20 protein-coding genes and 8 tRNA genes are annotated in these 23,375 nt (G+C 70.6%); 11 read left to right on the top strand and 17 right to left on the bottom strand.

All coding sequences use genetic code 11. The features are described from left to right. Position 1: 1 nt before the first annotated feature. Complete coding sequence (locus EIM48_RS09525) at positions 2 to 751, bottom strand: 3-deoxy-D-manno-octulosonic acid kinase (protein ID WP_028914817.1); 750 nt, start codon at positions 749 to 751, stop codon at positions 2 to 4. A 30-nt stretch (positions 752 to 781) separates the two neighbouring features. Between EIM48_RS09525 and EIM48_RS09520 the strand changes: the two genes are divergently transcribed. Both EIM48_RS09520 and EIM48_RS09515 read left to right on the top strand, forming a co-directional pair. Then, on the top strand, positions 782 to 1,819 hold the full coding sequence (locus EIM48_RS09520; protein ID WP_019399119.1) for a glycosyltransferase family 9 protein: 1,038 nt from the start codon (positions 782 to 784) through the stop codon (positions 1,817 to 1,819). A 42-nt stretch (positions 1,820 to 1,861) separates the two neighbouring features. Then, positions 1,862 to 4,909, top strand: coding sequence for a spermine synthase (locus EIM48_RS09515; protein WP_028914818.1), 3,048 nt, complete (start codon positions 1,862 to 1,864; stop codon positions 4,907 to 4,909). Here the strand turns inward: EIM48_RS09515 and EIM48_RS09510 are convergent. Both EIM48_RS09510 and EIM48_RS09505 read right to left on the bottom strand, forming a co-directional pair. Further along, complete coding sequence (locus tag EIM48_RS09510) at positions 4,885 to 5,292, bottom strand: DUF6165 family protein (protein ID WP_019399117.1); 408 nt, start codon at positions 5,290 to 5,292, stop codon at positions 4,885 to 4,887. The two genes, EIM48_RS09515 and EIM48_RS09510, sit on opposite strands and share 25 nt — an antisense overlap. Positions 5,293 to 5,656: 364 nt before the next feature. After that, positions 5,657 to 5,747 (bottom strand) — tRNA-Ser (locus EIM48_RS09505). Positions 5,748 to 5,906: 159 nt separating this feature from the next. Between EIM48_RS09505 and EIM48_RS09500 the strand changes: the two genes are divergently transcribed. Continuing rightward, entirely contained in the window at positions 5,907 to 6,611 is a 705-nt protein-coding gene (locus EIM48_RS09500; RefSeq protein WP_019399116.1) for a protein phosphatase 2C domain-containing protein, read from the top strand. 9 nt (positions 6,612 to 6,620) lie between these two features. On the opposite strand, the gene dnaQ is transcribed toward EIM48_RS09500, so the two are convergent. From dnaQ to EIM48_RS09485, 3 genes are read right to left on the bottom strand one after another with little or no spacing between them, the layout of a single operon-like run. Continuing rightward, positions 6,621 to 7,364 (bottom strand): DNA polymerase III subunit epsilon, encoded by a 744-nt coding sequence (dnaQ, locus tag EIM48_RS09495; protein ID WP_019399115.1) that lies wholly within the window; start codon positions 7,362 to 7,364, stop codon positions 6,621 to 6,623. 10 nt (positions 7,365 to 7,374) lie between these two features. Further along, complete coding sequence (gene rnhA, locus EIM48_RS09490) at positions 7,375 to 7,821, bottom strand: ribonuclease HI (protein WP_019399114.1); 447 nt, start codon at positions 7,819 to 7,821, stop codon at positions 7,375 to 7,377. 13 nt (positions 7,822 to 7,834) lie between these two features. Next, entirely contained in the window at positions 7,835 to 8,494 is a 660-nt protein-coding gene (locus EIM48_RS09485) for a hypothetical protein (protein WP_125111528.1), read from the bottom strand. 12 nt (positions 8,495 to 8,506) lie between these two features. Here EIM48_RS09485 and gloB point away from each other — a divergent pair, with 12 nt between their 5' ends. Then, on the top strand, positions 8,507 to 9,265 hold the full coding sequence (gloB, locus tag EIM48_RS09480) for a hydroxyacylglutathione hydrolase (RefSeq protein WP_026010625.1): 759 nt from the start codon (positions 8,507 to 8,509) through the stop codon (positions 9,263 to 9,265). Continuing rightward, positions 9,262 to 10,416 carry a lytic transglycosylase domain-containing protein gene (locus EIM48_RS09475; protein WP_125076144.1) on the top strand — a complete coding sequence of 385 codons (1,155 nt, stop codon included), beginning with the start codon at positions 9,262 to 9,264 and terminating at the stop codon, positions 10,414 to 10,416. Before gloB ends, EIM48_RS09475 begins: the two co-directional genes overlap by 4 nt. An 85-nt stretch (positions 10,417 to 10,501) precedes the next feature. Here EIM48_RS09475 and EIM48_RS09470 read toward each other — a convergent pair whose 3' ends face one another. The 8 genes from EIM48_RS09470 to tig form a co-directional block, all read right to left on the bottom strand. Further along, complete coding sequence (locus tag EIM48_RS09470) at positions 10,502 to 12,466, bottom strand: peptidyl-prolyl cis-trans isomerase (RefSeq protein ID WP_158675203.1); 1,965 nt, start codon at positions 12,464 to 12,466, stop codon at positions 10,502 to 10,504. A 271-nt stretch (positions 12,467 to 12,737) separates the two neighbouring features. Then, positions 12,738 to 12,814, bottom strand: a tRNA-Asp gene (locus EIM48_RS09465). Positions 12,815 to 12,890: 76 nt separating this feature from the next. Continuing rightward, positions 12,891 to 12,965 (bottom strand) — tRNA-Val (locus tag EIM48_RS09460). Between the two features lie 33 nt (positions 12,966 to 12,998). Then, positions 12,999 to 13,271: an HU family DNA-binding protein gene (locus EIM48_RS09455; RefSeq protein WP_019397794.1), complete on the bottom strand. Its 273-nt coding sequence runs from the start codon at positions 13,269 to 13,271 to the stop codon at positions 12,999 to 13,001. A gap of 214 nt (positions 13,272 to 13,485) precedes the next feature. Then, entirely contained in the window at positions 13,486 to 15,957 is a 2,472-nt protein-coding gene (gene lon, locus EIM48_RS09450) for an endopeptidase La (protein WP_125076142.1), read from the bottom strand. A gap of 177 nt (positions 15,958 to 16,134) precedes the next feature. Continuing rightward, entirely contained in the window at positions 16,135 to 17,424 is a 1,290-nt protein-coding gene (gene clpX / locus EIM48_RS09445; RefSeq protein ID WP_019397796.1) for an ATP-dependent Clp protease ATP-binding subunit ClpX, read from the bottom strand. Positions 17,425 to 17,571: 147 nt separating this feature from the next. Then, positions 17,572 to 18,201: an ATP-dependent Clp endopeptidase proteolytic subunit ClpP gene (gene clpP / locus EIM48_RS09440; protein ID WP_026010345.1), complete on the bottom strand. Its 630-nt coding sequence runs from the start codon at positions 18,199 to 18,201 to the stop codon at positions 17,572 to 17,574. Positions 18,202 to 18,295: 94 nt separating this feature from the next. Next, complete coding sequence (tig, locus tag EIM48_RS09435) at positions 18,296 to 19,591, bottom strand: trigger factor (RefSeq protein ID WP_019399632.1); 1,296 nt, start codon at positions 19,589 to 19,591, stop codon at positions 18,296 to 18,298. Between the two features lie 245 nt (positions 19,592 to 19,836). On the opposite strand from tig, the gene EIM48_RS09430 reads away from it, so the two are divergent. From EIM48_RS09430 to EIM48_RS09405, 6 genes are all read left to right on the top strand, one after another. Further along, a tRNA-Pro gene (locus EIM48_RS09430) sits at positions 19,837 to 19,913 on the top strand. A 39-nt stretch (positions 19,914 to 19,952) separates the two neighbouring features. Further along, a tRNA-Arg gene (locus EIM48_RS09425) sits at positions 19,953 to 20,029 on the top strand. Positions 20,030 to 20,063: 34 nt separating this feature from the next. Further along, a tRNA-His gene (locus EIM48_RS09420) sits at positions 20,064 to 20,140 on the top strand. A gap of 78 nt (positions 20,141 to 20,218) precedes the next feature. Further along, positions 20,219 to 20,294, top strand: a tRNA-Lys gene (locus EIM48_RS09415). An 82-nt stretch (positions 20,295 to 20,376) separates the two neighbouring features. Continuing rightward, positions 20,377 to 20,462: transfer RNA gene (locus tag EIM48_RS09410), tRNA-Leu, on the top strand. 137 nt (positions 20,463 to 20,599) lie between these two features. After that, positions 20,600 to 21,355 carry a Bax inhibitor-1/YccA family protein gene (locus tag EIM48_RS09405; RefSeq protein WP_019399631.1) on the top strand — a complete coding sequence of 252 codons (756 nt, stop codon included), beginning with the start codon at positions 20,600 to 20,602 and terminating at the stop codon, positions 21,353 to 21,355. A 143-nt stretch (positions 21,356 to 21,498) separates the two neighbouring features. Here EIM48_RS09405 and EIM48_RS09400 read toward each other — a convergent pair whose 3' ends face one another. The 3 genes from EIM48_RS09400 to grxC form a co-directional block, all read right to left on the bottom strand. After that, on the bottom strand, positions 21,499 to 22,503 hold the full coding sequence (locus EIM48_RS09400; RefSeq protein ID WP_019399630.1) for an isocitrate dehydrogenase: 1,005 nt from the start codon (positions 22,501 to 22,503) through the stop codon (positions 21,499 to 21,501). A 150-nt stretch (positions 22,504 to 22,653) separates the two neighbouring features. Further along, positions 22,654 to 23,037, bottom strand: coding sequence for a carboxymuconolactone decarboxylase family protein (locus tag EIM48_RS09395; RefSeq protein ID WP_125076141.1), 384 nt, complete (start codon positions 23,035 to 23,037; stop codon positions 22,654 to 22,656). Further along, positions 23,034 to 23,321: a glutaredoxin 3 gene (grxC, locus tag EIM48_RS09390; protein ID WP_019399628.1), complete on the bottom strand. Its 288-nt coding sequence runs from the start codon at positions 23,319 to 23,321 to the stop codon at positions 23,034 to 23,036. The genes EIM48_RS09395 and grxC overlap by 4 nt, the downstream gene beginning before the upstream one ends. Positions 23,322 to 23,375 lie beyond the last annotated feature (54 nt).

Raw genomic sequence — 23,375 nt, 5'->3', positions numbered from 1 at the left:
CTCAGCAGCCCCGGTTCCAGGACAGCTCGTAGGCGCGGCGCAGGCGCGAGAAGTCCTTCTCCACCTCCTCCACGCTGCGCTGGCCGCGCAGCTTCAGCAGCGAGCGCAGCAGCCGGCGCAGGTTGGCCTCGCGCCAGCCGGTGGCGGGGATGCGCATGCGCCCGCGGTCGAAGTCGATCAACCAGCCGCGGCCGTTGCCGTCGAAAAGGATGTTGTGCGCGTTGAGGTCGGCGTGCTCCAGGCCCTCGCGGTGGAAGCGCGCGATCAGGCGCCCGGTCTCCTCCCACGGCGCGCCGCTGCCGGCCACCTGGGCGCGGTCGGCCAGCGAGCGCACGCCCTCCAGCCGCTCCAGCAGGATCGCGGCGCGGTAGAACGCCCCCTGGCGCAGGTACGAGGCGGCCAGCGGGCGCGGCACCGGCAGGCCGCGCTTGAGCAGTTCGCGCATCAACCGGAACTCGGCGAAGCTGCGGGTACGGGCGGCGCCGCGCCACACGTAGCGGTCGCGGCTGACCGCGGCGGCCAGGCCGCCGCGCAGGTAGTGGCGCAGCACCGACGGGCCGAACGGCGCGTCCACGAACCAGGCGCCGCCGCGGCCGCCGGAACCCACCGGACGCGCGCGTTCGCCCCAGGCCGCGGGCGAGAACAGTTCCGGCCCGGCTTGCCGCAGCCGTTCGCGGTCGAACAGAATGGCGCCGTAACCGCTGCCGGCGCGGTAGGGCGACAAGGCTTCGTTTGCGTCGAACGCGACCATCCTCGCGAGTCTAACAACACCCCGAGACCGATGCGCCCCTCGATCTGCCTGCTGCGCCTGTCCGCCCTGGGCGACGTCACCCACGTGGTCCCGCTGGTACGGACGCTGCAGCGCGCCTGGCCGGGCCTCCACCTGCACTGGATCATCGATCCGGGCGGCCGGCGCCTGCTGGAAGGGCTGGAGGACGTCACCTTCCACGTCTACGACAAGCGCAGCGGCCTGGCCGGGATGCGCGCCTTGCGCCGGCAGCTGCCGGCGGAGCGGTTCGACGTGTTGCTGCAGCTGCAGGTGGCGGCGCGCGCCAACGTGCTGTCGGCCTTCGTGCCGGCGCGGCGCCGGGTCGGCTACGACCGTTCCCGCTCCAAGGACCTGCACGGCCTGTTCATCAACGAGCGCATCCCGGACCGCCCGGGCATCCACGTGCTGGACGCCATCGGCAGCTTCTGCGAGCCGCTGGGCCTGGTCCAGGACAAGGTCGAGTGGAACCTGCCGGTGCCGGCCGAGGCGCATGAATGGGCCGCGGCGCAATGGCCGGACGATGGCGCCCCGGTGCTGATGATCTCGCCCTGCTCCAGCCACCAGCGCCGCAACTGGTACCCGGACCGCTACGCCGCCCTGGCCGACCACGCCGCCGCGCGCGGCTGGCGGGTGGTGCTGTGCGGCGGCCGCAGCGGGCTGGAGCGCAGCACCGCCGATGCCATCGTCGCGGCCATGCGCGCCCCGGTGCTGGACCTGGTCGGCAAGGACACCCTCAAGCAGCTGCCGGCCCTGCTGGCGCGCGCCGACCTGCTGGTCACACCGGACTCCGGGCCGATGCACATCGCCAACGCCATGGGCACGAAGGTGCTGGGCCTGCATGCGGCCAGCAACCCGGCGCGCAGTGGCCCCTACTCGGACCGCCGCTACTGCGTGGACCGTTACGACGACGCGGCGCGCAAGTACCTCGGCAAGCCCGCCGCGGCCCTCAAATGGGGCACCAAGATCGAGCACGAAGGCGTGATGGAACTGGTCACCGTGCAGGATGCCATCGAGGCCTTCGAGCGCTACCGTGCCGACCATGGCCGCTGACGCCCAGATCCGGACCTGATGCGCCGGGCCGACGACGCAAGGTTGCCGGCCCCCGTCCTGCCCGCCGCCGCGGTGCTGGGCCTGTTCGTGGTTTCCGGCTTCGCCGGGCTGGTCTACCAGTCGCTGTGGTCGCATTACCTGGGCCTGGTGCTGGGACATGCGGCGTACGCGCAAAGCCTGGTGCTGGCGATCTTCATGGGCGGCATGGCCCTGGGCGCCTGGGGCGCGGCGCGGCTGGGCCTGCGCTGGCGCCGGCTGGTGCTGGCCTATGCGGCGGCCGAGGCCGCGATCGGCGTGCTGGGGCTGGCCTTCCACCCGGTGTTCGTTGGCTATACCCGGCTGTCGGAGGGCGTGCTCGCCGCCCTGGGCGACGGCCTGGCCGCACAGCTGTATCCGTGGCTTAGCGCGGCCCTGTTGATCCTGCCGGCCTGCATCCTGCTGGGGGCGACCTTCCCGCTGCTGAGCGCCGGCTGGATCCGCGCCCGCCAGGGCCAGGACGCGCGCGTGCTGGGCGGGCTGTACTTCGCCAACAGCCTGGGCGCGGCCGCCGGTGCGCTGGCCGCGACCTTCCTGCTGCTGCCACGGCTGGGCATGCCCGGGGCGCTGGCGGCGGCCGGCCTTGCCAACCTGCTGGTCGCGGCGGTGGCGGCGTGGCTGGCACGCGGCGACGGCGTGGCTGCAACGCGGGCAACGGCGGCCTCAGCGCCCGATGGCGCGTCCGCGCGGCACAGCCCGCTGCTGCGCGCGGTGCTGTGGGCCGGGCTGCTGTCGGGTGCCTGCTCGTTCGTCTACGAGATCGGCTGGATCCGCCTGCTCAACCAGGCCCTGGGCACCACCGTGCACAGCTTCGAGCTGATGCTGGCCGCGTTCCTGCTGGGCCTGGCCGGCGGTGGCGCCTGGGTCCACCGTCGCGGCGGCCGCCTGGACGATCCGCTGCGCACCGCGGCGATCGCCCAGGTCGCGATGGGCGTGGCGGCGTTGCTGTCGTTGCTGGCGTTCGCGCAGTCCTTCGACTGGGCCGCGGCGCTGGTGCAATCGCTATCGCGCACCGACGGCGGCTACCGCCTGTTCCTGCTCGGCAGCGCCGGGGTGGCGATGGCGGTGATGCTGCCGGCCGCGTTCTTCGCCGGCACCACCCTGCCGCTGTTCACCCTGGGCCTGCTGCGCGCCGGCGGTGGCGAGGCATCGATCGGACGGTTGTACGCGGCCAATACCGTCGGCGCGATTGCCGGCGTGCTGCTGATGACCCACGTGCTGGTGCCATTGCTGGGCGTGCGCCTGGGCCTGGTGCTGGCCGCGGTGGGCGACATCGCCATCGGTTTCTGGCTGCTGGCGCATGCGCGCGGCGAACTGCAGCCGGCGCGGCTGGCCGCGCTGTCGGGAAGCGCCGTGGCGGCGCTGCTGCTGGCCCTGGTGTGGGGCCGGGCGGATCCACGCACCCAGCTCTCCGGCGCGTTCCGCACCGGCCACGCGCGGCTGGACGCTTCGCTGGAGGTGCCGTTCCTGCGCGACGGCAAGACCGCCACCATCGGCGTGGTCCGCTCCGGCACGTACGGGACCCTCTCGCTGCTGACCAATGGCAAGTCCGACGGTGCCATGGCACAGGACCTGGAGCGCCCGCCCGGCGGCGACGAGCTGACCATGGTGAGCCTGGGCGCGCTGCCGCTGGCGCTGCATCCGCAGCCGCGCCAGGTCGGGGTGATCGGCTGGGGCCTGGGCCTGTCCACGCATACCCTGCTGGGCAGCGACCGGGTGCAGCGGGTGGAGACGGTGGAGATCGAGCCACTGGTGCACCGCGCCGGCGCGCAGCTGTTCGCGCGGCGGATCGCGCGGGCGCTGCAGGATCCGCGTTCGCAGGTGCATTTCGACGACGCACGCCGGTTCTACGCCAGCGGCCGGCGCCGCTACGACGTGATCGTGTCCGAGCCCTCAAACCCCTGGGTCAGCGGCGTGGCCGGCCTTTTCACCACCGAGTTCTACCGCTTCCTGCACGGCCACCTGGCCGAGGACGGGTTGCTGGTGCAGTGGCTGCAGAGCTACGAAATCGACGATGCGCTGCTGGCTTCGATCCTGGCCGCGCTGCTGGAGAACTTCGCCGACGCGCGCCTGTACCTGGCCCAGGACAACGACCTGGTGGTGGTCGCCTGCCGCAGCACCTGCCCGGCGGCCGACGCGGCGCGCCTGCGGGTCACCGGCGAACTGGCCCGGGAGACCGCGCGGGTCGGGCTGGATGGCGATGCCGCCCTGGCCGTGCGCGAACTGGGCGGCCGCGCCCTGCTGCAAACCTACGTCCGCGCCCTGGGCGCCGCCCCGCACAGCGATTTCCATCCGCAGGTCTCGCTGCAGGGCCCGCGGACGCGCTTCCGCGCCGACCGTGCCGACACCCTGCAGCGCCTTGCCGACAACGGCCTGCCGGTGCTGGACCTGATGGAGGGACGGATCCTGCCGCCGGCCAGCGAGGCCGTCGCCGCCCTGCCCGGGCACAGCGTGCTGCAGGCGCGGCAGCGCGCGATCGCGCTGGCCGCGGCGCTGTCCGGGCAGCCGCGCGCCACGCCCCTGCCGGCACGCCAGCACGAACTGGCCGAGGCCGAACACGAGCTGCAGGCGCTGCTGGGGCTGTCGCAGGGTCCGGTCGCCGACCTGGCCACCTGGACCCGCGCCGCGGCCGCGGTGGCGGCGGCCACCCTGGGCCACCTGCCGCCGCAGGACCTGGAACGGGTCTGGATCGCGCCGGCGTGGATCCAGCGCGACGTCCAGCCGGCGGCCGTGCGCGCGGTGCTGGACCTGTACGCCACCGCGGCCGCGCGCGATGCCGAAGCCATGCTGCGCACCGGCGAGGCGCTGCTGCAGCGGCCGGAGGCCTATCCGCTGGAACTGCAGGAACAAGCGCTGGTGCTGGCCCAACTGGGCGCGCTGGGTTCAGGCCGCGCGGAGGAGGTCGAGCGCCTGCACCGGGGCTACGGCGTGGCCCTGCCCCATGGCGAGCGCCTGCGCATGGTCCGGCACCTGGTCCGGGTACGCGGCCTGGAGCTGGCCGCGGCCGGGACAGCGGCCGGCGACGCGGCTCAGGGCGTAGCGCCGGTGCGGTAGTCCTGGTAGGACTTCTCCTCGACGTAGGCGGAGCCCAGCGCGAGGTTGATCTCCTTCTTCACCCGCGCGCGCTCGTCGTTCTCGAAGTACACGCTGCGGGCCAGGCGCACGAACTCCTCGTCGAACTCCTGCGCACGTTCCTTGAGCCGGATCTCGTCCTCGATGTCCCACAGCCGCTCGTTGACCGCCTTCAGGCGGGCACGCAGCTGGGCGATGTCGCGGTTGGCCGCCGGATGCGCCATCCAGGTCTGCTCCAGCGCCGACAGCTCCTTGCGCACGTTGGCCAGCTTGGCCTCGTCAGTCATGCGCTCGGACTTGATCTGCAGGATCGCGATCTTGTCCAGCAGTTCGCCAAAGGACACGGGGACGAGGATTTCGGACATGGGGAACAGCCAGGGGATTGGAAAGGCGCAAGTCTAGCGCCTGCGGCGAGACCGAGGCTGAAAGGCATTCCCCCGCAGCCTTCTCCGGCGGGCCGGCAGCGCCCCTCCCGGGCGTGGAGCGGAGTCCGTCGGGGGCCTGCGGGGGCTTCGCCGGGCATGCCACGCTGAGCCCGGGGATTCACTCGGCCTGCGGGCCCGCCCTTCGGGCGGCTTCGCCGTGCAAACCGCTGCGCGGTTTGTGACGAGGCGCTGCGCGCCTCGCGCCACCCGCTTCGCGGGTGGTCGAACCAAGGGGTTCGAACCAGGCCCCCCCTCACCGGATGCAAATAAAAAGGCCCCGCGAGGGGGCCTTTTTATTTGCATCTGGCGGAGAGGGGGGGATTCGAACCCCCGAGGCGCTATAAACGCCTGCCTGATTTCGAGTCAGGTACATTCAACCACTCTGCCACCTCTCCGGTGGCCCGGCCGCAGCCGGGGCGGGAATGATACGTGGCGCGGCGCGCGCGGACAAGCCAAGCGTGCCGGCGGGCCGCCCCCGCAAGCAAACCTTGCCCGCGGCACGGCCGGCCCGGATGATTGCACGCTACTCCAGCGCAGCCTCGCCCCGGGCCTTCATGATCGAATTCGGACACCTCACCCACCCCGGCCTGCGCCGGGCGCTGAACGAGGACACGTACTACGGCGACAGCGAGCTGGGGCTGTGGCTGGTGGCCGATGGCATGGGCGGGCACGCCTGCGGCGAGGTCGCCAGCGCGCTGGCGCGCGAGGCGATCGTGCGCGAGGTGCGCCAGGGCACGCCGCTGGCACAGGCGCTGCGGGTGGCCGACGAGGAGATCATCCGTGCCTCGCGCCGCCGCAACGACGCCCTGCCCATGGGCACCACGGCCGTGGTCCTGCGGGTCCAGGGCGAGCGCTTCGAGGTGGCCTGGATCGGCGACAGCCGCGCCTACCTGTGGCGCGACGGCCGCCTGGCCCAGCTCAGCCAGGACCACAGCTACGTGCAGGAACTGATCGCCCAAGGCAGCCTCACGCCCGAGGAGGCGCGCACCCACCCGCAGCGCAGCGCGGTCACCCAGGCCCTGGGCGTGACCGATCCGGCGCACCTGAAGGTGGCGACCATGTCCGGCGAACTGCGCCCGGGCATGCAGCTGCTGCTGTGCAGCGACGGGCTGACCGAGGAAGTGGACGACGCGCGTATCGCCGAGGTGCTGTCCTGGCAGGACTGCAGCGCGCAGGAATGCGTGGACATCCTGGTCGCGGCGGCGCTGGACGGCGGCGGTTCGGACAACGTCACCGCGGTGCTGGTGCGCTGCCACTGAGGCACCGGCTCAGGCCGGTTGCAGCTCGGCTTCCGGTTCCGGCAGCGGCTCGTACTGGTCCCAAAGCGCGCGCCCGGCCTTCTTGCGCAGGTGTGCCAGGCGGCGCGCATGCGCTTCCAGCTCCTCCGGCGCGGCCGCGATGCGCGGGCGCTCGCCGGCCACCGGGGCGAAGCTGACCGTGGCCACCGCCGGGCCGGTGGACGGCGCCTCGACCTCGGCGAAGCCGATCTCCTCCTGGCCGGAGGTCAGGGCGATGTAGACGTCGGCCAGGATCTGCGCGTCCAGCAGCGCGCCGTGCAGCTGGCGGTGCGAGTTGTCCACGCCCAGGCGCTTGCACAGCGCGTCCAGCGAATTGCGCTGGCCGGGGAAGCGCTCGCGCGCCAGCAGCAGGGTGTCGACCACGGTGCAGCGGTCGGCGATGCGGCCGTAGTGCTCGCCGCAACGCGACAGCTCGTAGTCGAGGAAGCCGAGGTCGAACGCGGCGTTGTGGATGATCAGCTCGGCGCCGTCGATGTATTCGAGGAATTCGTCGACGATCTCCTCGAACGACGGCTTGTCGGCCAGGAACTCCAGGGTCAGGCCGGTGACTTCCTGGGCGCCGGCCTCGAACTCGCAGTCGGGCTTGAGGTAGCGGTGGAAGTTGCGCCCGCTCGGGCGCCGCTCCAGCAGCTCCACGCAGCCGATCTCGACCACGCGGTTGCCCTTCTTCCACTCCAGGCCGGTGGTTTCGGTATCGAGGATGATCTGGCGCATCGGCGCAAGTTTACCGCGCCGCGGCCCGGGCCTGCTGGGACGCAGCGCGGGCGATCGCGTCCACGCGCTCGTTGTCCGGGTCGCCGTTGTGGCCCTTGACCCAGCGCCACTCGATGCTGTGGCGCTGGCAGGCCGCGTGCAGGCGCTCCCACAGGTCGCGGTTCTTGACCGGGTCGCCGCCGGCGGTCTTCCAGCCGCGGCGCACCCAGCCGGGCATCCATTCGGTGATGCCCTGGCGCACGTACTGCGAGTCGGTGAACAGTACCACCTCGCAGGGCTCGGTCAGCGCCTCCAGGGCGCTGATGGCAGCCATCAGCTCCATGCGGTTGTTGGTGGTGACCGGCTCGCCGCCGGACAGCTCGCGTTCGTGGGCCTTGTAGCGCAGCAGCGCGCCCCAGCCGCCCGGCCCGGGGTTGCCGGAGCAGGCGCCATCGGTGTGGATCTCGATCTTCTTCATCAGGTTTCCGTGTTCAGGCCGCCGGCGCGGCCCCGGGTCGCCGCCAGCCTGCCGGCACCGGTCCCACCGGCGCGAGCGCGCGCTTTTCGAACTCCAGCACGCACCCGGCGCGCAACGATGCCGCGCCCCCGCCGGGATTGCCAGCACTTTCGCGCGGACGCCAGCGCGGCCCGACGCAGCGCGGCGGCGCCACCGCCACCAGGCCGAGGGCGTGCAGGCGCTGGATCCAGGCGCCCAGCGGGCGCGCCGCGACCCCGGCCAGGCCGGCACGCAGGCGGTACGGGCTGTACGGGTTGAAGGTGCAAAGCCACAGCCGGCCGCCGTCCAGCAGCACCCGCTCGCACTCCTCCAGCAGGGTCTGCAGTCCCCGCGACGGGGCGTGCTGCACCACCACGTGGGCGATGCAGCCGCTGGCCACCGGCAGGGGCAGGTCGCAGCGCACGCTGCCCTGGTAGCCGCCGGCGCCGCCGCCATGGTGCAGCAGCAGGCCCCGTGCGGGCGGCGGGACCCAGTCCTCCGGGGCCTCCGGGCACAGCCACAGCCACGGCTGCACCGGCCGTTCAGTCAGGCGCCGCAGCACCCATTGGCGCTCCGCCGCCAGCAGGATCCGGCCCTGCGGGGCGCTGAACCAGGCCGGGGCACCGGGTTGACGGCGGGTGGCGGGCGCAGGCATGGTCCCGATTCTATGCGACCGACCCCGCTGCCGGCATTGCAGGACAACTATGTCTGGGCCATGGGTGCAGGCAGGGCGCTGGTGGTGGACCCCGGGTCCGCCGAGCCGGTGCTGGCCGCCGCCGGGCGCGGGATGGTGCCCGCCGCGATCCTGCTGACCCACCACCACGCCGACCACTGCGCCGGGGTGCCGGAGCTGCTCGAGCGCTGGCCGGGATTGCCGGTGGTCGCGCCGGAGGACCCGCGCATCCCGCACGCCACCGAGCGCGCCACCGACGGCGCGCGGCTGCAGCTGGCCGGGCGCGAGATCCGGGTGATCGCCGTGCCGGGGCATACCCGCAGCCATGTGGCCTATCTGGTCGAAGGCGTGCTGTTCTGCGGCGATACCCTGTTCAGCCTGGGCTGTGGGCGCCTGTTCGAGGGCGATGCCGAGCAGATGCATGACTCCCTGCAGCGCCTGGCCGCCCTGCCCGACCAGACCCTGGTGTGCTGCGGGCATGAATACACCCTGGCCAATGCCGCCTTCGCCCTGGCGGTTGAGCCGGGCAATCCGGCCCTGGTCCGGCGCCACGCCGAGGCCCGCGCCCAGCGCGAGGCCGGCCAGCCCACCGTGCCGGTCACCCTGGCCACCGAGCGCGACACCAACCCGTTCCTGCGCTGCGCCGAACCGGCCGTGCGCGAGGCGGCTGCGCACCGCCTGGGCCATGCCCCGCGCAGCGACGCGGAGTGTTTCGGCGCCCTGCGCGCCTGGAAGGACGGGTTCGGCGCATGAGGCGCGCCTGGCCCGCCGTGCTGGTGGTGTGCTCCTGTGCGGCCTTCGCCCAGGAGCCCCGCCCCGACCCGGCGGCCACCGAGCCACCCGCGCCGGCCAGCGAGCCGGCGGCGCCGGATGCGGACGCGCCGGCCGCTGACGCCTCCCCCGAGCTGCCGGAGGGCATGCGCAGCGGGCGCGAGATCTACCAGGCGTTCCTGGATGGCCTGGCCGAGCCTGGCTGCGACGCGGGCGCGACCCGCTACGAGCAACACTTCCGCCATGCGCCGGCGCGCCTGGCCGATCCGGACAGCGACGCCCTGCCCCTGTTCGGCCACGTGGTCGACGCCCTGCGCGCGGCGCACCTGCCGACCGAATACGCCCTGATTCCGTTCGTGGAAAGCGGTTACGCCCCCGGCGCGCGCAACGGCGGCGGCCCGGCGGGGCTGTGGCAGTTCGTCACCCATACCGCGCGCCACCACGGGGTGCCGGTCACCAAGCATTACGACGGCCGCCTGTCGCCGGCCGAGTCCACCCGCGCAGCGGTGCAGTACCTGCGCAAGCTCAACGGCATGCTCGGCGGCAACTGGCGCCTGACCGCGATGGCCTACAACGCCGGCGAGTCGCGCGTGCTGCGGGCGCTGCGCCATAGCGGCGAGCAGGCGCTGGAGGCCACGCCAGGCTCGCTGCAGGGCCTGTCCGGCGTCACCTATGCCTATGTCGACAAGCTCCACGCCCTGGCCTGCGTGCTGACCCGCGCCGGCGAGGAAGCGGAATGGATGGCGCGGCTGGACCGTCCGGTGCTGCACCTGGAGGCGCGCCCGCTGGAAGGCGCCGGCGGACTGGAGGCCTGGGCCCTGGGCAACGGCCAGGATCCAACGGTGCTGCGCCGCCTCAACCCTGCCCTGGGCCAGCGCTGGACCAGCCCGCCGCTGGCCCTGGTGCAGGCCATCGCACCGCCGGCGCCGGTGGCGCTGGCGCCGGTGCGTGCCACCGCGGAGGTGGAGGAAGCACCCGCGGTGGCGACCACCCGGGTGCACACCGTGCGCCGCGGCGAGTCGGCCTGGGTGATCGCCAGGCGCTATGGCGTGGCCGTGCGCCAGCTGCTGGAACTCAACAACCTCAACGCCAACAGCGTGCTGCGGCCGGGGATGCAGTTGCGCGTGGAGTGAGTGGGCCGGGCCACCCATCAAACAAGCAAAAAAAAGGGGGCGCCAGGAGGCGCCCCCGTTCTTTTGGCCCCAATCGCCGCTCCCGTCAAAGCTGGGTTTCGTCGATGCGGACCTTGAACTGGCTGCGGATGCGGCGGATGTAGTCCTCGGCCGCGGCGGCGCCGTCGATCTGGGCGAACTGCTGGCGCAGCAGGGCGCGCTGCTCCTGCTGCAGTTCCTCCGGCTTGCCCGGATGCACGGCATTGACCGCGAACACCGCCTGGCGGCCATCCGGCAGGGCGAAGCGGCCGAACGCGGCCTTGCCCTCTTCCGGCGCGGCCACGGCGAAGATGGCGCGGTTGGCCTCGCGCGAAGGCACCGGCGCGCCACGCGGCAGGCCCGGCAGCGGCATGACGCCGTCCTCGGCAGTGGCCAGCGCGGCCAGCGCCTCGCCCTTGCGCAGGCGCTCCAGCGCGGCCTCGGCGGCGGCCACCGCGGCCTTGTTGCGGCGGTCGGCACGCACCGCGGCCTCGACCTGCCCACGCACCTCGGCCAGCGGCATGGCCTCGGCCGGCTCGTGCTCCACCACCCGGATCAGGACGCTGTGCTGCGGACCGATCTGGATCGGGTCGCTGGCGGTGCCGTCCTCGATCAGGGCCTCGGAGAACGCGGCACGCTTGACCTCGGGCGCCGCGGCAATGCCGACCGTGTCGTCGCGGCTGAACGGACCGAGCTTGCGCACTTCCAGCTTCAGCTCGCGCGCGGCCGGTTCCAGCGAGGACGGGTTCTCGTAGGCCAGGTCGGTCAGGCGGCCAACCAGTTCGCTGAAGGCGCGCTCGCGCTCGGCCTGCGCCAGCTCGCGCGCCAGCTCGTCGCGCACTTCCTCGAACGGGCGCGCGGCGCCTTCCTTGACCTCGCGCAGCTGCAGCACGTGCCAGCCGAAGTCGGTCTTCACCGGGCCGCGCACCTCGCCAGCCTGCATCGCGAACAGCGCTTCCTCGAACGGCGCCACCATGGTGCCGCGCTCGACCCAGCCCAGGTCGCCGCCGGCATCGCGCGAACCCGGGTCCTCGGAATGCTCGCGCGCCAGCGCGGCGAAATCGGCACCTGGCGCGGCGGCCTGCCTGGCCAGCTCGGCGGCCTTGCGCTCGGCCGCGGCGGCGTCGCCACCCTCCGGCACGCGCACCAGGATGTGCGAGGCCAGGCGGCGCTCCGGCTCGCCGAAGCGCAGCTTCTCTTCCTCGTAGCGCTGGCGCAGGGTGGCCTCGTCGGCCGGCGCCGGCTCCGGCACCTGCTGCGCGGTCACTTCCACGTACTCGATGCCCACCCGTTCCGGGCGCATGAAGTCGGCGGTGTGCGCCTCGTACCAGGCCTTGGCGTCGTCGTCGGTCACCGCTGCGGTGTCCTCCGGCGCCGACGGCAGCACCACCAGTTCGACGTCGCGGGTCTCGCCGGACAGGCGCAGCAGGCGGTCCAGCTCGGCGTCGGTGACGAAGGCCGAGTTGCCCACCGCCATCGGCACCAGCGACTGCCGCAGCGACTGCCGTACCAGCTCGTCGAACTGGCTCGGGGTGCGCGGCGGGTACTGCGAGGACAGCGCCATGCGGTAGGCGTCCATGTTGAACTTGCCGTCCACCTGGAATGCCGGGATCGAGGCGATGTATTCGCGCACCGCGGCGTCGGAGACGACCACGCCCTCGCGGCTGGCGGCCAGCAGCAGCGCCTTCTCGTCGATCAGCTCGTCCAGCACGCGGCGCTTGTTCTCGATGCTCTCGAACTGGCGCGGGTCGAACGCCTCGCCCTGTTGCTGGCGGGCCAGCATCCGGGCCTGCTCGAAGCGCTGGCGGAACTCCTCGCCGCTGACCTCCTGGTGCTCCCACAGCAGCGAGACCGGCCAGAAGCCGGGCGCGCCCTTCCACCACGACGGCGGCGCCTTGACCTGGGCCACGTTGTTGGCGCCCATGCCACCGAGGTAGCTCTGGTCGACGACGAAGAGGAACGGAATCATCAGCAGGGCGATGATGACCGTGGCAACCCAGCCCGATGACCGATCGCGGAGTTTCTGCAGCATTGTTAGCCCGGTGTAGGTAAGCGGCGAATGTAAGCCGTGCAGTGTAACCCGGGCCGGCGCCGCGCGGACTGCCCGCCGGCTCCCCCGCAACCAGGCTTTTTGCGCTCCCCGGCCGGCGCGTTTCCGGGCATGGCCGTGTGGCGCACGCCCGGTCCGGCGCCTGCGCGGGAAGCCTGCCGTGGAGCAGGCAAGGCCGCTACGCATGCGCATTTGCCGCGCGAGGCGCGGACAAAAAGAAAGCCCCCGGTTTCCCGGGGGCTTTCCAGATAAGTGGCGGAGTGGACGGGACTCGAACCCGCGACCTCCGGCGTGACAGGCCAGCATTCTAACCGACTGAACTACCACTCCGCGCTGAGACAGTCATTCTAAGACAAGTTTTCAGGTTTGAGAAGACCGTCTTACAAATTTTTTTGCATTCCGAAGCTGGTGGGTGCTGAGGGTTTCGAACCCCCGACCCTCGCCTTGTAAGGGCGACGCTCTACCGCTGAGCTAAGCACCCGGGTCAGGCAAGCCCGCTTCGGAAGCGGGCCGGTTAGTTTACAGCGTCCTTCAGCGCCTTGCCAGCCTTGAACGCCGGATTCTTCGAGGCCTTGATCTTGATGGTCTCGCCGGTCTTCGGGTTGCGACCGGTGCGGGCAGCGCGCTTGCGCACCTGGAAGGTGCCGAAGCCGACCAGGGTGACGGCGTCGCCCTTCTTCAGCGCCTTGGTGACCGAGTTGATCACCGCGTCGACCGCGCGCGCGGCCTCGGCCTTGGTGATTTCGGCTTCGCTGGCGACGGCGTCGATCAGATCGGTTTTGTTCATTCGTATTTACTCCCTGTGCGGTCTTGCCGCGAGATGTGTGACCGGGTCGCGTCCGTGGAGCGTGCCGGCAGGTCTGGTTCCGCGGACTGGGCGTGGCCAGTGCGGGTGCGCCCGTTATACAGGGCGCCCCCAAGGGCCGCAAGCCGGAAATGCAGCACTGGCGGGCTTTTCATGCCCGCCTGTCGGATTCGCGCGGCGCGCGGCCGCGGACTTTTCAGTGCTTTACGTCGGTCCGGTCGGCCACCGGGCGCTGCCGGCGGCCACCGCTGCGGCCGCCGCCGCGCACGGCCACCTTCGCGCCGGCCGGGGCCAGCGGCCGCTCCAGGGCCAGGTCCAGGACCTCGTCGATCCACTTCACCGGCACGATCTTCAGCCCCTCGGTGACGTTGGCCGGGATGTCGGCCAGGTCCTTGCGGTTCTCCTCGGGGATGATCACCGTGCGGATGCCGCCGCGCAGCGCGGCCAGCAGCTTCTCCTTCAGGCCGCCGATCGCGGTGACCTTGCCGCGCAGGGTGATCTCGCCGGTCATGGCGATGTCCGCGCGCACCGGCACCTTGGTCAGGGTCGATACCAGCGCGGTGACCATGGCGATGCCGGCGCTGGGGCCGTCCTTCGGGGTGGCGCCGTCGGGCACGTGCAGGTGCACGTCGTGCTTCTGCAGGAAGTCGACCTCGATGCCCAGCCGCTCGGCGCGCGCGCGCACCACCGACAGGGCCGCCGAGGCGGATTCCTTCATGACGTCGCCCAGCTGGCCGGTGAGGATCAGCTGGCCCTTGCCCGGGACCAGGGTGGCCTCGATCTGCAGCAGGTCGCCGCCGACCTCGGTCCAGGCCAGGCCGGTGACCAGGCCGATCTCGTTCTGCTCCTCGGCGCGGCCGAAGTCGAAGCGGCGCACGCCCAGGTACTTGTCCAGGTTGGCCGCGGTGACCTGCACCAGCGCGCCCTTGCGCTTGCCGGCGGCCTTGCGCGCGGGCTTCTTCTTCGCCGGCTCCGGGCCCTTGAGCGCGATCTCCTTGACCACCTTGCGGCAGATCTTGGCGATCTCGCGCTCCAGGTTGCGCACGCCGGACTCGCGCGTGTAGTAGCGCACGATGTCGCGGATCGCGTCCTCGGCGATCGACAGCTCCTCGGGCTTGAGGCCGTTGGCCTTCTGCTGCTTCGGCACCAGGTAGCGGGTGGCGATGCTCAGCTTCTCGTCCTCGGTGTAGCCCGGGATGCGGATGACCTCCATGCGGTCGAGCAGCGGGCCGGGGATGTTCAGCGAATTGGAGGTCGCCACGAACATCACCTCGGACAGGTCCAGGTCGACCTCCAGGTAGTGGTCGTTGAAGCTGTGGTTCTGCTCCGGGTCCAGCACCTCCAGCAGCGCCGACGACGGGTCGCCGCGGAAGTCCATCGACATCTTGTCGATCTCGTCGAGCACGAACAGCGGATTCTTGGTGCCGACCTTGTTGAGGTTCTGCACGATGCGGCCCGGCATCGAACCGACGTAGGTGCGGCGGTGGCCGCGGATCTCGGCCTCGTCGCGCACGCCGCCCAGGCTCATGCGCACGAACTTGCGGTTGGTGGCCTTGGCGATGGACTGGCCCAGCGAGGTCTTGCCCACGCCCGGCGGGCCGACCAGGCACAGGATCGGGCCCTTCATCTGCTTGACCCGCGACTGCACCGCCAGGTACTCCAGGATCCGCTCCTTGACCTTCTCCAGACCGTAGTGGTCGGCGTCCAGGGTGTCCTGCGCGGCCTTGAGGTCCTTGCGCACCTTGCTGCGCTTCTTCCACGGCACGCCCAGCAGCCAGTCGAGGTAGTTGCGCACCACCGCGGCCTCGGCCGACATCGGCGACATCTGCTTGAGCTTGTTCAGCTCGCTCTTGGCCTTGGCCTCGATGGCCTTGGGCATGCCGGCCTCGGCGATCTTGCGCGCCAGCTCCTCCATCTCCCCCGGCGAGTCGTCCAGGTCGCCCAGCTCCTTCTGGATCGCCTTCATCTGCTCGTTGAGGTAGTACTCGCGCTGGCTGCGCTCCATCTGCGACTTCACCCGGCCGCGGATGCGCTTCTCCATCTGCTGCACGTCGATCTCGCCCTCGACCAGGCCGACCAGCAGCTCCAGGCGGTCGCCGGTGTCGAAGGTCTCCAGCAGGCGCTGCTTGTCGGCCAGGCGCACGCCGATGTGGGCCGAGATGGTGTCGGCCAGGCGGCCGGGCTCCTCGATCCCGGACAGGGTCTGCAGCAGCTCCGGCGGCAGCTTGCGGTTGGTCTTGACGTACTGCTCGAACAGGCTGGTCAGGGTGCGCGCCACCGCCTCGATCTCGCGCGGGTCGCGGCTGGTGCCCGGCTCGACCACGGTGCCGCGCCCGTGCAGGGCGCCGTCGCGCTCGGCGATGTCGCCCACCTGCACGCGCGCGGTGCCCTCGACCAGGACCTTGATGGTGCCGTCGGGAAGCTTCAGCAGCTGCAGCACGGTGGCCAGGGTGCCGACGGTGTAGAGGTCGGCCGCCTGCGGGTCGTCGGTCTCGGCCGACTTCTGCGCGACCAGCAGGATCTGCTTGTCGCCTTCCATCGCCTGCTCAAGGGCGCGCATGGACTTGTCCCGGCCCACGAACAGCGGGATGACCATGTGCGGGAACACCACCACGTCGCGCAGCGGCAGGACGGGCAGTTCGAGGGCGTCGGATCGGGTGCGGGACATGGAAGCTCCGGGAAACATTGGCGGCGGCCGGCGGGCCGCCTGCCCCCGTTATGGGGGCAGGCCGGAAGCGATGCAAGATGCACGCAAGATCGCCTTCCGGATCAAGCACTTGGGAAAACAAAGCCCCCGCCACGGGGTGGCGGGGGCCGGGTTGCCGCGGGCGCTGGAGGCCGGCCGTCAGTCGGCCGAGGCCACCTTCGGCGAGGCCGCCGGCGGGGTCTGGTAGATCAGGTACGGCTCGGTCTTGTGCTCGATCACCGACTCGTCCACCACCACCTTGCTGACGTTCTCCATGGACGGCAGCTCGTACATGGTGTCCAGCAGCACCGACTCGACGATGGTGCGCAGGCCACGGGCGCCGGTCTTGCGCTTGAGCGCCTTGCGCGCGATCGCGGTCAGGGCGTCCGGGCGGAACTCCAGCTCCACGCCTTCCATCTCGAACAGCTTCTTGAACTGCTTGGTGATGGCGTTCTTCGGCTCGGTCAGGATCTTGACCAGGGCGGCCTCGTCCAGCTCCTCCAGGGTCGCCACCACCGGCAGGCGGCCGACGAACTCGGGGATCAGGCCGAACTTGATCAGGTCCTCCGGCTCGACCTCGGCCAGCAGCTTGCCGGTGTCGGCCTTGACCTTGGTGCTCTTGACCTTGGCGCCGAAGCCGATGCCGCCAGCCTCGCTGCTGCGCTGCTGGATGATCTTGTCCAGGCCGGCGAACGCGCCGCCGACGATGAACAGGATGTTCTTGGTATCGACCTGCAGGAATTCCTGCTGCGGGTGCTTGCGCCCGCCCTGCGGCGGGACCGAGGCCACGGTGCCCTCGATCAGCTTCAGCAGCGCCTGCTGCACGCCTTCGCCGGACACGTCGCGGGTGATCGACGGGTTCTCGCTCTTGCGCGAGATCTTGTCGATCTCGTCGATGTAGACGATGCCCTGCTGCGCCTTCTCGACGTCGTAGTCGCACTTCTGCAGCAGCTTCTGGATGATGTTCTCCACGTCCTCGCCGACGTAGCCGGCCTCGGTGAGCGTGGTCGCGTCGGCGATCGTGAACGGCACGTTGAGCAGCCGCGCCAGGGTCTCGGCCAGCAGGGTCTTGCCCGAACCGGTCGGGCCGACCAGCAGGATGTTCGACTTGGCCAGCTCGACGTCCTCGTTGCGCTGGCGGCTCTCGATGCGCTTGTAGTGGTTGTAGACGGCCACCGCGAGGGTCTTCTTCGCCCGATGCTGGCCGATCACGTACTGGTCCAGCACCTCGAGGATCTCGCGCGGCTTGGGCAGCGAGCTGCGCGCCGACTGCGCCTTCTCCTCGAGTTCCTCGCGGATGATGTCGTTGCAGAGCTCCACGCATTCATCGCAGATGAACACGCTGGGGCCGGCGATCAGCTTGCGCACCTCGTGCTGGCTCTTCCCGCAGAAAGAGCAGTAGAGGATCTTGTTGCCATCGCCGGTACGGCCTTGCCGGTCTTCGCTCATGCTTGTGCTTTTCCAGTATTGCGTCCCGCCGGGGCGGGTTGGGGGCGAGAATAGCACAGGGCCGGAACCGCGCCAGAAGCGCGCCGGACCTGGGGTCTCGGGGGGAGCCCGGGGGCGTCGGGGGACGCGCCCGGGGCCCGGGGCCGGTCAGCCGGCCTGGATGGAGTCCTCGGGGCGGCGCTCCAGGACCTCGTCGACCAGGCCGTAGGCCTTGGCCTCGGCGGCGCCCTTGAAGTTGTCGCGCTCGGTGTCGCGGGCGATGGTCTCGATGCTCTGGCCGGTGTGGTGGGCGAGGATCTCGTTCAGCCTGGCGCGCATGCTCAGGATCTCGCGCGCGTGGATGTCGATGTCCGTGGCCTGGCCCTGGAAGCCGCCCAGGGGCTGGTGGATCATCACCCGCGAGTTGGGCAGCGCGTAGCGCTTGCCCGGGGCGCCGGCCGCCAGCAGCACCGCGCCCATGGAGGCGGCCTGGCCGACGCAGATGGTGCTCACGTCCGGCTTGATGTACTGCATGGTGTCGTAGATCGCCATGCCCGCGGTCACCAGGCCGCCGGGCGAGTTGATGTACAGGCTGATGTCCTTCTCGGGGTTCTCGGCCTCCAGGAACAGCATCTGGGCGATGATCACGTTGGCCACGTGGTCCTCGACCGGGCCGACCAGGAAGATCACCCGTTCCTTCAGCAGGCGCGAGTAGATATCGTAGGCGCGCTCACCGCGGCTGGTCTGCTCGACCACCATCGGGACCAGGTTCAGGGCTTTGGTCGGAATCATGCTCATGCTGCGGGCGCCTCTTGCGGGTAGTCGGGGGTGCTTGGCCGGACGGACCGGCCGGCTGCGGCGGCGGGCGGTTCGGCCCGCCGCCACGGCGCCATCATGCCCGGATCGCTTCCTGGAACGACAGCGCCTGCTCGGTGTGCTGGGCGCGCTCGGCGATCCAGTCGATCACCTGCTCTTCCATCACCCGGGCCTGCAGTCCCTGCATCAGCTGGGGGTCGTTGCGGTACATCTCAATGACCTGCTCCGGCTCCTCGTAGGTCGAGGCGATGAGACGCAGGGTTTCGTTCAGGCGCTTGGGATCCAGGCGCAGGTCGTTGCGACGGGCGATCTCGCCCACCAGCAGGCCGGCCAGGACGCGCTTGCGCGCCGGCTCCAGGAACTGCTGCCAGGCGTCGGCCGGGACCTGGCCCGGGTCGCGGCCACTGCGGCGGACCTGCTCCAGCTGCTGGAACAGCATGCCGCGGGCTTCGTTCTCGACCGTGCGCGGCGGCAGCTCGACGTGGGCGTAGGCGGCGACCAGCTGCTCGCCGACCTCGCGGCGCAGGCGGTTCATCAGCGCGCCCTTGAGCTCGCGCTCCAGGTTGGTGCGGATGTCCTCGCGGAACTTGTCCATCTGTCCGCTCTTGACGCCGAAGCTCTTGATGAACGCGGCATCGACCTCCGGCAGCACCGGCTCGGAGACCTGCTGCAGGACCACGTGGACCTGGGCGGTCTTGCCGGCCAGTTCGGCCTGGCGCCAGGCCTCCGGGAAGGCCACGTCGAGCACGTGCTCGGTGCCCTGCTCCAGGCCGGCCAGGGCGTCTTCCAGCGCCGGCAGCAGCTGGGCCGAGCCGATGATGGTGGAGAAGCGCTCCTCGCCCTCGGCCGGCTGGCGGAAGTCGCCGGCCTCGGTCCACAGGGTGCCGACCACCAGGTCGCCCTTGGCCGCGGCGCGCTCGACCTTGCTCCAGGTGCGGCGCTGCAGGCGCAGGTTCTCGATCATCTGGTCGATGTCGGCCTCGGTTACCTCGGCGGTGTGGCGGATCACCTGGAGCTTGGTCACGTCGATCTCGCCGAAGTCCGGCACCACCTCGAAGGTGGCGACGAAGTCCAGGCTGTCCTCGGCGGCGCGGTCGATGCGCGGGGCGCCGGCCAGGCGCAGCTCGTGCTCGCGCACCGCGGCGTCGAAGGTCTGGCGCACCAGCGCGCCCAGGACCTCGGCGCGGACCTGGTCGCCGAAGCGCTGCTCGATCACCTTGGCCGGAACCTTGCCCGGGCGGAAGCCCTTGATGCGGGCGGTGCGGGCGATCTCGCGCAGGCGGCCGCTGACGCCGGCTTCCAGCTGCTCCGCCGGCAGGCTGAAGTTCAGGCGGCGCTCGAGGTTGCCCGTGGATTCGACGGAAACTTGCATGTGGTCTTGGCTCCTGCGCCGCGGCGGCTGGCCGCGGGTCGATCGGTTTGGGTGGACGGACAGCGCCGACATCCTGCCGGCGTGCGCGGGAAACGCGCTAGTTTGGCCGATCCCCGGCGGCCGCGCCAGTATTTGTCACGATGCCATTGACAGGCGCTCGGCGCATTCACGACAATAGCCGACCTTACGGAGCGCGGACGCTCCGGGAGCCGGTTTCCGGCCTGCCGGAGCCGGAGCCAGAACGCCGGGGTATAGCGCAGTCTGGTAGCGCGCCTGCTTTGGGAGCAGGATGTCGGGGGTTCGAATCCCTCTACCCCGACCATCCTGCTGTCGGCAGCAGGGCGATGCGAAACCGTGTTGTGCGCCTGTAGCTCAACCGGATAGAGCACCGGCCTTCTAAGCCGGCGGTTGCAGGTTCGATTCCTGCCAGGCGCGCCATTACGGGCACTGGCCGGAAGTTGCTTCAAATGTGGTGGCTGTAGCTCAGTTGGTTAGAGTACTGGATTGTGATTCCAGTGGTCGTGGGTTCGAATCCCATCAGCCACCCCACCCTTCGGTGCAAATTTCCTGCAAAGGGGGCTTGCACAAGTCGCGAGGTGTCATTACACTGAGCGGCTCAGGTTTCAGGGGCCGTTAGCTCAGTTGGTAGAGCAGCTGACTCTTAATCAGTAGGTCCAAGGTTCGAATCCTTGACGGCCCACCACCCTGTAGGAAGCGCCCGGCAATGCCGGGCGTTTTTCGTTGGGCAACCCGGATTTGCGGCGCGCTAGAATGCGCCGGCACGCGCGAAAGTGGCGGAACTGGTAGACGCACTGGATTTAGGTTCCAGCGGGTAACCCCCGTGCGGGTTCGAGTCCCGCCTTTCGCACCATTCCCGGCGGAACCGCCGGCAAACGCGCATCGTCCCTGCAGTCGTCCGCAGGCCGCCGCCGGTCGGCCGGTCATGCCCCGCTCCGGTGGCTGCCTGTATGCTTCCGGCCAGTCCATCCTGATTCGACGGAGCGAACCATGCGCAGCGGAAATCCCGCCCTCAGGGAATCCACCTTCCTCGACCTCGGCAGCGGCACCGTCGTGTCGCGCGATGCCGGGGCAATGACCCTCAACGGCACCGTCAACAAGACCGGCCTGCTGTTGCTGCTGGCCGTGCTGACCGGCGCCTTCGCCTGGTCGCAGGTGCAGGTCACCGAATACGGCGTGACCGGCATGGGCTATGTCTGGGGCGGCATGATCGCGGGCTTCGTCCTGGCCCTGGCCACCATCTTCAAGAAGGAGTGGTCGCCGGTCACCGCGCCGCTGTACGCGCTGGCCGAAGGCCTGTTCCTGGGCGCCATCTCCTCGGTGTTCGAGGCCCGCTTCCCGGGCATCGTGATGCAGGCGGTGATGCTGACCTTCGGCACCCTGTTCGCCCTGCTGTTCGCCTACCGCAGCGGCCTGATCCGGGCCACCGAGAACTTCAAGCTGGGCGTGGTCGCGGCCACCGGCGGCATCGCCCTGGTGTACCTGGCCTCGATCGTGCTGGGCTTCTTCGACATCCGGATCCCCTTCATCCACGAGTCCGGGATCATCGGCATCGGCTTCAGCCTGTTCGTGGTGGTGATCGCGGCGCTGAACCTGGTGCTGGACTTCGACTTCATCGAGACCGGCGTCGAGCAGGGTGCGCCCAGGTACATGGAGTGGTACGGCGCCTTCGGCCTGATGGTCACCCTGGTGTGGCTGTACCTGGAAATCCTGCGCCTGCTGTCCAAGCTGCAGTCGCGCGACTGACCTCCCGCCCCGGCGGGACCCGCGGACGGGCGCCTTCGGGCGCCCGTTTGCGTTTGCGCGCTCCCCGCCGCTGCCACCGGCGCAAAAAAGAACGGGGCGCCGAAGCGCCCCGTCCATGTACTGCGTGGCTGCCGCGCGGCCGCTCAGAGGCGGCTGGCGATGGCCTTGGCGAAGCCCATGGTGGTGCCGGTGCCGCCCAGGTCGCCGGTCAGCGCGTCCTTGGCCTCCAGGGTGGCGACGATCGCCTTGCGCAGGCGCTCGGCGTTGGCGCCCTGGCCGATGTGGTCCAGCATCTGCGCCGCCGCCAGCAGCAGCGCGCAGGGGTTGGCGATGCCCTTGCCGGCGATGTCCGGGGCGGTGCCGTGGACGGCCTCGAAGATCGCCGCCTTCTCGCCGATGTTGGCGCCCGGGGCCAGGCCCAGGCCGCCGACCAGGCCGGCGCACAGGTCGGAGATGATGTCGCCGAACAGGTTGGTGGTGACCAGGATGTCGAACTGCTCGGGGCGCATCACCAGCTGCATGCAGGCGTTGTCCACGATCATTTCCTGGAACTCGATGTCCGGGTACTGCGCGGCCACCTCGCGGGCGACGTTCAGGAACAGGCCCGAGGTCGACTTGATGATGTTGGCCTTGTGCACCGCGGTGACCTTCTTGCGGCCGGTGCTGCGGGCCAGCTCGAAGGCGTAGCGGACGATGCGCTCGGAGCCCTTGCGGGTGACGCGGGTGCTGGAGACGGCGACCTCGCCGTCCGGGGAGACTTCCTGGCCCTCGGACAGGTAGGCGCCCTCGGTGTTCTCGCGCACCGTGATCATGTCGATGTTCTCGTACCGCGACTTGGTGTTCGGGAACGAGATCGCCGGGCGTACGTTGGCGTACAGGTCGAAGTGGCGGCGCAGGCTGACGTTGATCGAGGTGAAGCCGCCGCCCACCGGGGTGGTCAGCGGGCTCTTCAGGGCGACCTTGTTGCGCTCGATCGAGGCCAGGGTCTCCTTCGGCATCAGGTCGCCGTGCTTCTCCAGCGCCACGACGCCGGCGTCGGCGAACTCGTACTCCAGGCCCGCGCCAAGCTGGTCGAGGACGTGCAGGGTTGCATCCATGATCTCCGGGCCGATGCCGTCGCCGCGGATGACCGTGATCTTCTGGGTCATGAGGAATAGTTCCGGACAGGCGCGGCAGGTCCCGGGAGCGGGTCCGGCTGCGCAGGGAGGGGAAAGTTGGTGCTGAAATTATGCCCCATCCCGGCTGAATACAGGTTCCGACCATGGGAGCATGCCCGGCCGCCCTCGCCGGGCCCGGGCTCAACCGTGCTCGTGGACCGGGGGCTGGCCGGCCTCCCCCGCCTCCAGGCTGTCGAGGAAGTCCACGGCCCGGCGCAGGTGGGGGATGACGATCGAGCCGCCCACCACCAGGCCGACCGAGAACGCCTCGAAGAACTCCTCGCGGCTGACCCCGGCCTGCCGGCACTGGGCCACGTGGTAGCTGATGCAGTCGTCGCAGCGCAGCACCAGCGAGGCCACCAGGCCCAGCAGCTCCTTGGTCTTCACGTCCAGGGCGCCGGCCTGGTAGGCCTGGGTGTCCAGGGCGAAGAACCGGCGCACGACCTGGTTGGGCTCGGCCAGGATCCGCTGGTTCATGCGCTGGCGGAACTCGGTGAACTCGCGGACGCGGTCGCCGCCGCTCATGCCGAACCCTCCGGCGCCTGGCCTTCCAGCAGCGGCAGCAGCTTGCCGGCCCGGTGCAGGGCCATCATGTCGTCGTAGCCACCGACGTGGACCTCGCCGATGAAGATCTGCGGGACGCTGGTGCGGCGGGTCAGGTTGACCATCTTCTCGCGCTCGGCCGGGTCCAGGTCGACCCGGATTTCGGTCCACTCCCGGCCCTGGCTCTTGAGGAAGTTCTTGGCCGCCACGCAGTACGGGCAGATGGCGGTGGAATAGATGCGGATGGCGGGGGTCGCTTCGGACACGGGAAACTCCAGCGGTATTACGGGGTCGAAGCGGCTATGGTATCGGGCTGCGGA

The organism is Pseudoxanthomonas sp. SGNA-20 (assembly GCF_003931635.1).
GTDB lineage: Bacteria > Pseudomonadota > Gammaproteobacteria > Xanthomonadales > Xanthomonadaceae > Pseudoxanthomonas.
Note: the sequence above shows the minus strand (reverse complement) of the source record. Positions and strands in the feature narration are given on the sequence as shown.

Coding starts and splice junctions, on each gene's coding strand:
- dnaQ (WP_019399115.1), bottom strand. CDS start 7,364: ATGCGCCAGATCATCCTCGATACCGAAACCACCGGCCTGGAGTGGAAG.
- lon (WP_125076142.1), bottom strand. CDS start 15,957: ATGTCCCGCACCCGATCCGACGCCCTCGAACTGCCCGTCCTGCCGCTG.
- EIM48_RS09470 (WP_158675203.1), bottom strand. CDS start 12,466: ATGCTGCAGAAACTCCGCGATCGGTCATCGGGCTGGGTTGCCACGGTC.
- EIM48_RS09510 (WP_019399117.1), bottom strand. CDS start 5,292: ATGTCCGAAATCCTCGTCCCCGTGTCCTTTGGCGAACTGCTGGACAAG.
- EIM48_RS09455 (WP_019397794.1), bottom strand. CDS start 13,271: ATGAACAAAACCGATCTGATCGACGCCGTCGCCAGCGAAGCCGAAATC.
- gloB (WP_026010625.1), top strand. CDS start 8,507: ATGCGACCGACCCCGCTGCCGGCATTGCAGGACAACTATGTCTGGGCC.
- EIM48_RS09400 (WP_019399630.1), bottom strand. CDS start 22,503: ATGACCCAGAAGATCACGGTCATCCGCGGCGACGGCATCGGCCCGGAG.
- clpP (WP_026010345.1), bottom strand. CDS start 18,201: ATGAGCATGATTCCGACCAAAGCCCTGAACCTGGTCCCGATGGTGGTC.
- EIM48_RS09395 (WP_125076141.1), bottom strand. CDS start 23,037: ATGAGCGGCGGCGACCGCGTCCGCGAGTTCACCGAGTTCCGCCAGCGC.
- EIM48_RS09500 (WP_019399116.1), top strand. CDS start 5,907: ATGATCGAATTCGGACACCTCACCCACCCCGGCCTGCGCCGGGCGCTG.
- EIM48_RS09485 (WP_125111528.1), bottom strand. CDS start 8,494: ATGCCTGCGCCCGCCACCCGCCGTCAACCCGGTGCCCCGGCCTGGTTC.
- EIM48_RS09525 (WP_028914817.1), bottom strand. CDS start 751: ATGGTCGCGTTCGACGCAAACGAAGCCTTGTCGCCCTACCGCGCCGGC.
- EIM48_RS09405 (WP_019399631.1), top strand. CDS start 20,600: ATGCGCAGCGGAAATCCCGCCCTCAGGGAATCCACCTTCCTCGACCTC.
- EIM48_RS09475 (WP_125076144.1), top strand. CDS start 9,262: ATGAGGCGCGCCTGGCCCGCCGTGCTGGTGGTGTGCTCCTGTGCGGCC.
- EIM48_RS09520 (WP_019399119.1), top strand. CDS start 782: ATGCGCCCCTCGATCTGCCTGCTGCGCCTGTCCGCCCTGGGCGACGTC.
- rnhA (WP_019399114.1), bottom strand. CDS start 7,821: ATGAAGAAGATCGAGATCCACACCGATGGCGCCTGCTCCGGCAACCCC.
- clpX (WP_019397796.1), bottom strand. CDS start 17,424: ATGAGCGAAGACCGGCAAGGCCGTACCGGCGATGGCAACAAGATCCTC.
- tig (WP_019399632.1), bottom strand. CDS start 19,591: ATGCAAGTTTCCGTCGAATCCACGGGCAACCTCGAGCGCCGCCTGAAC.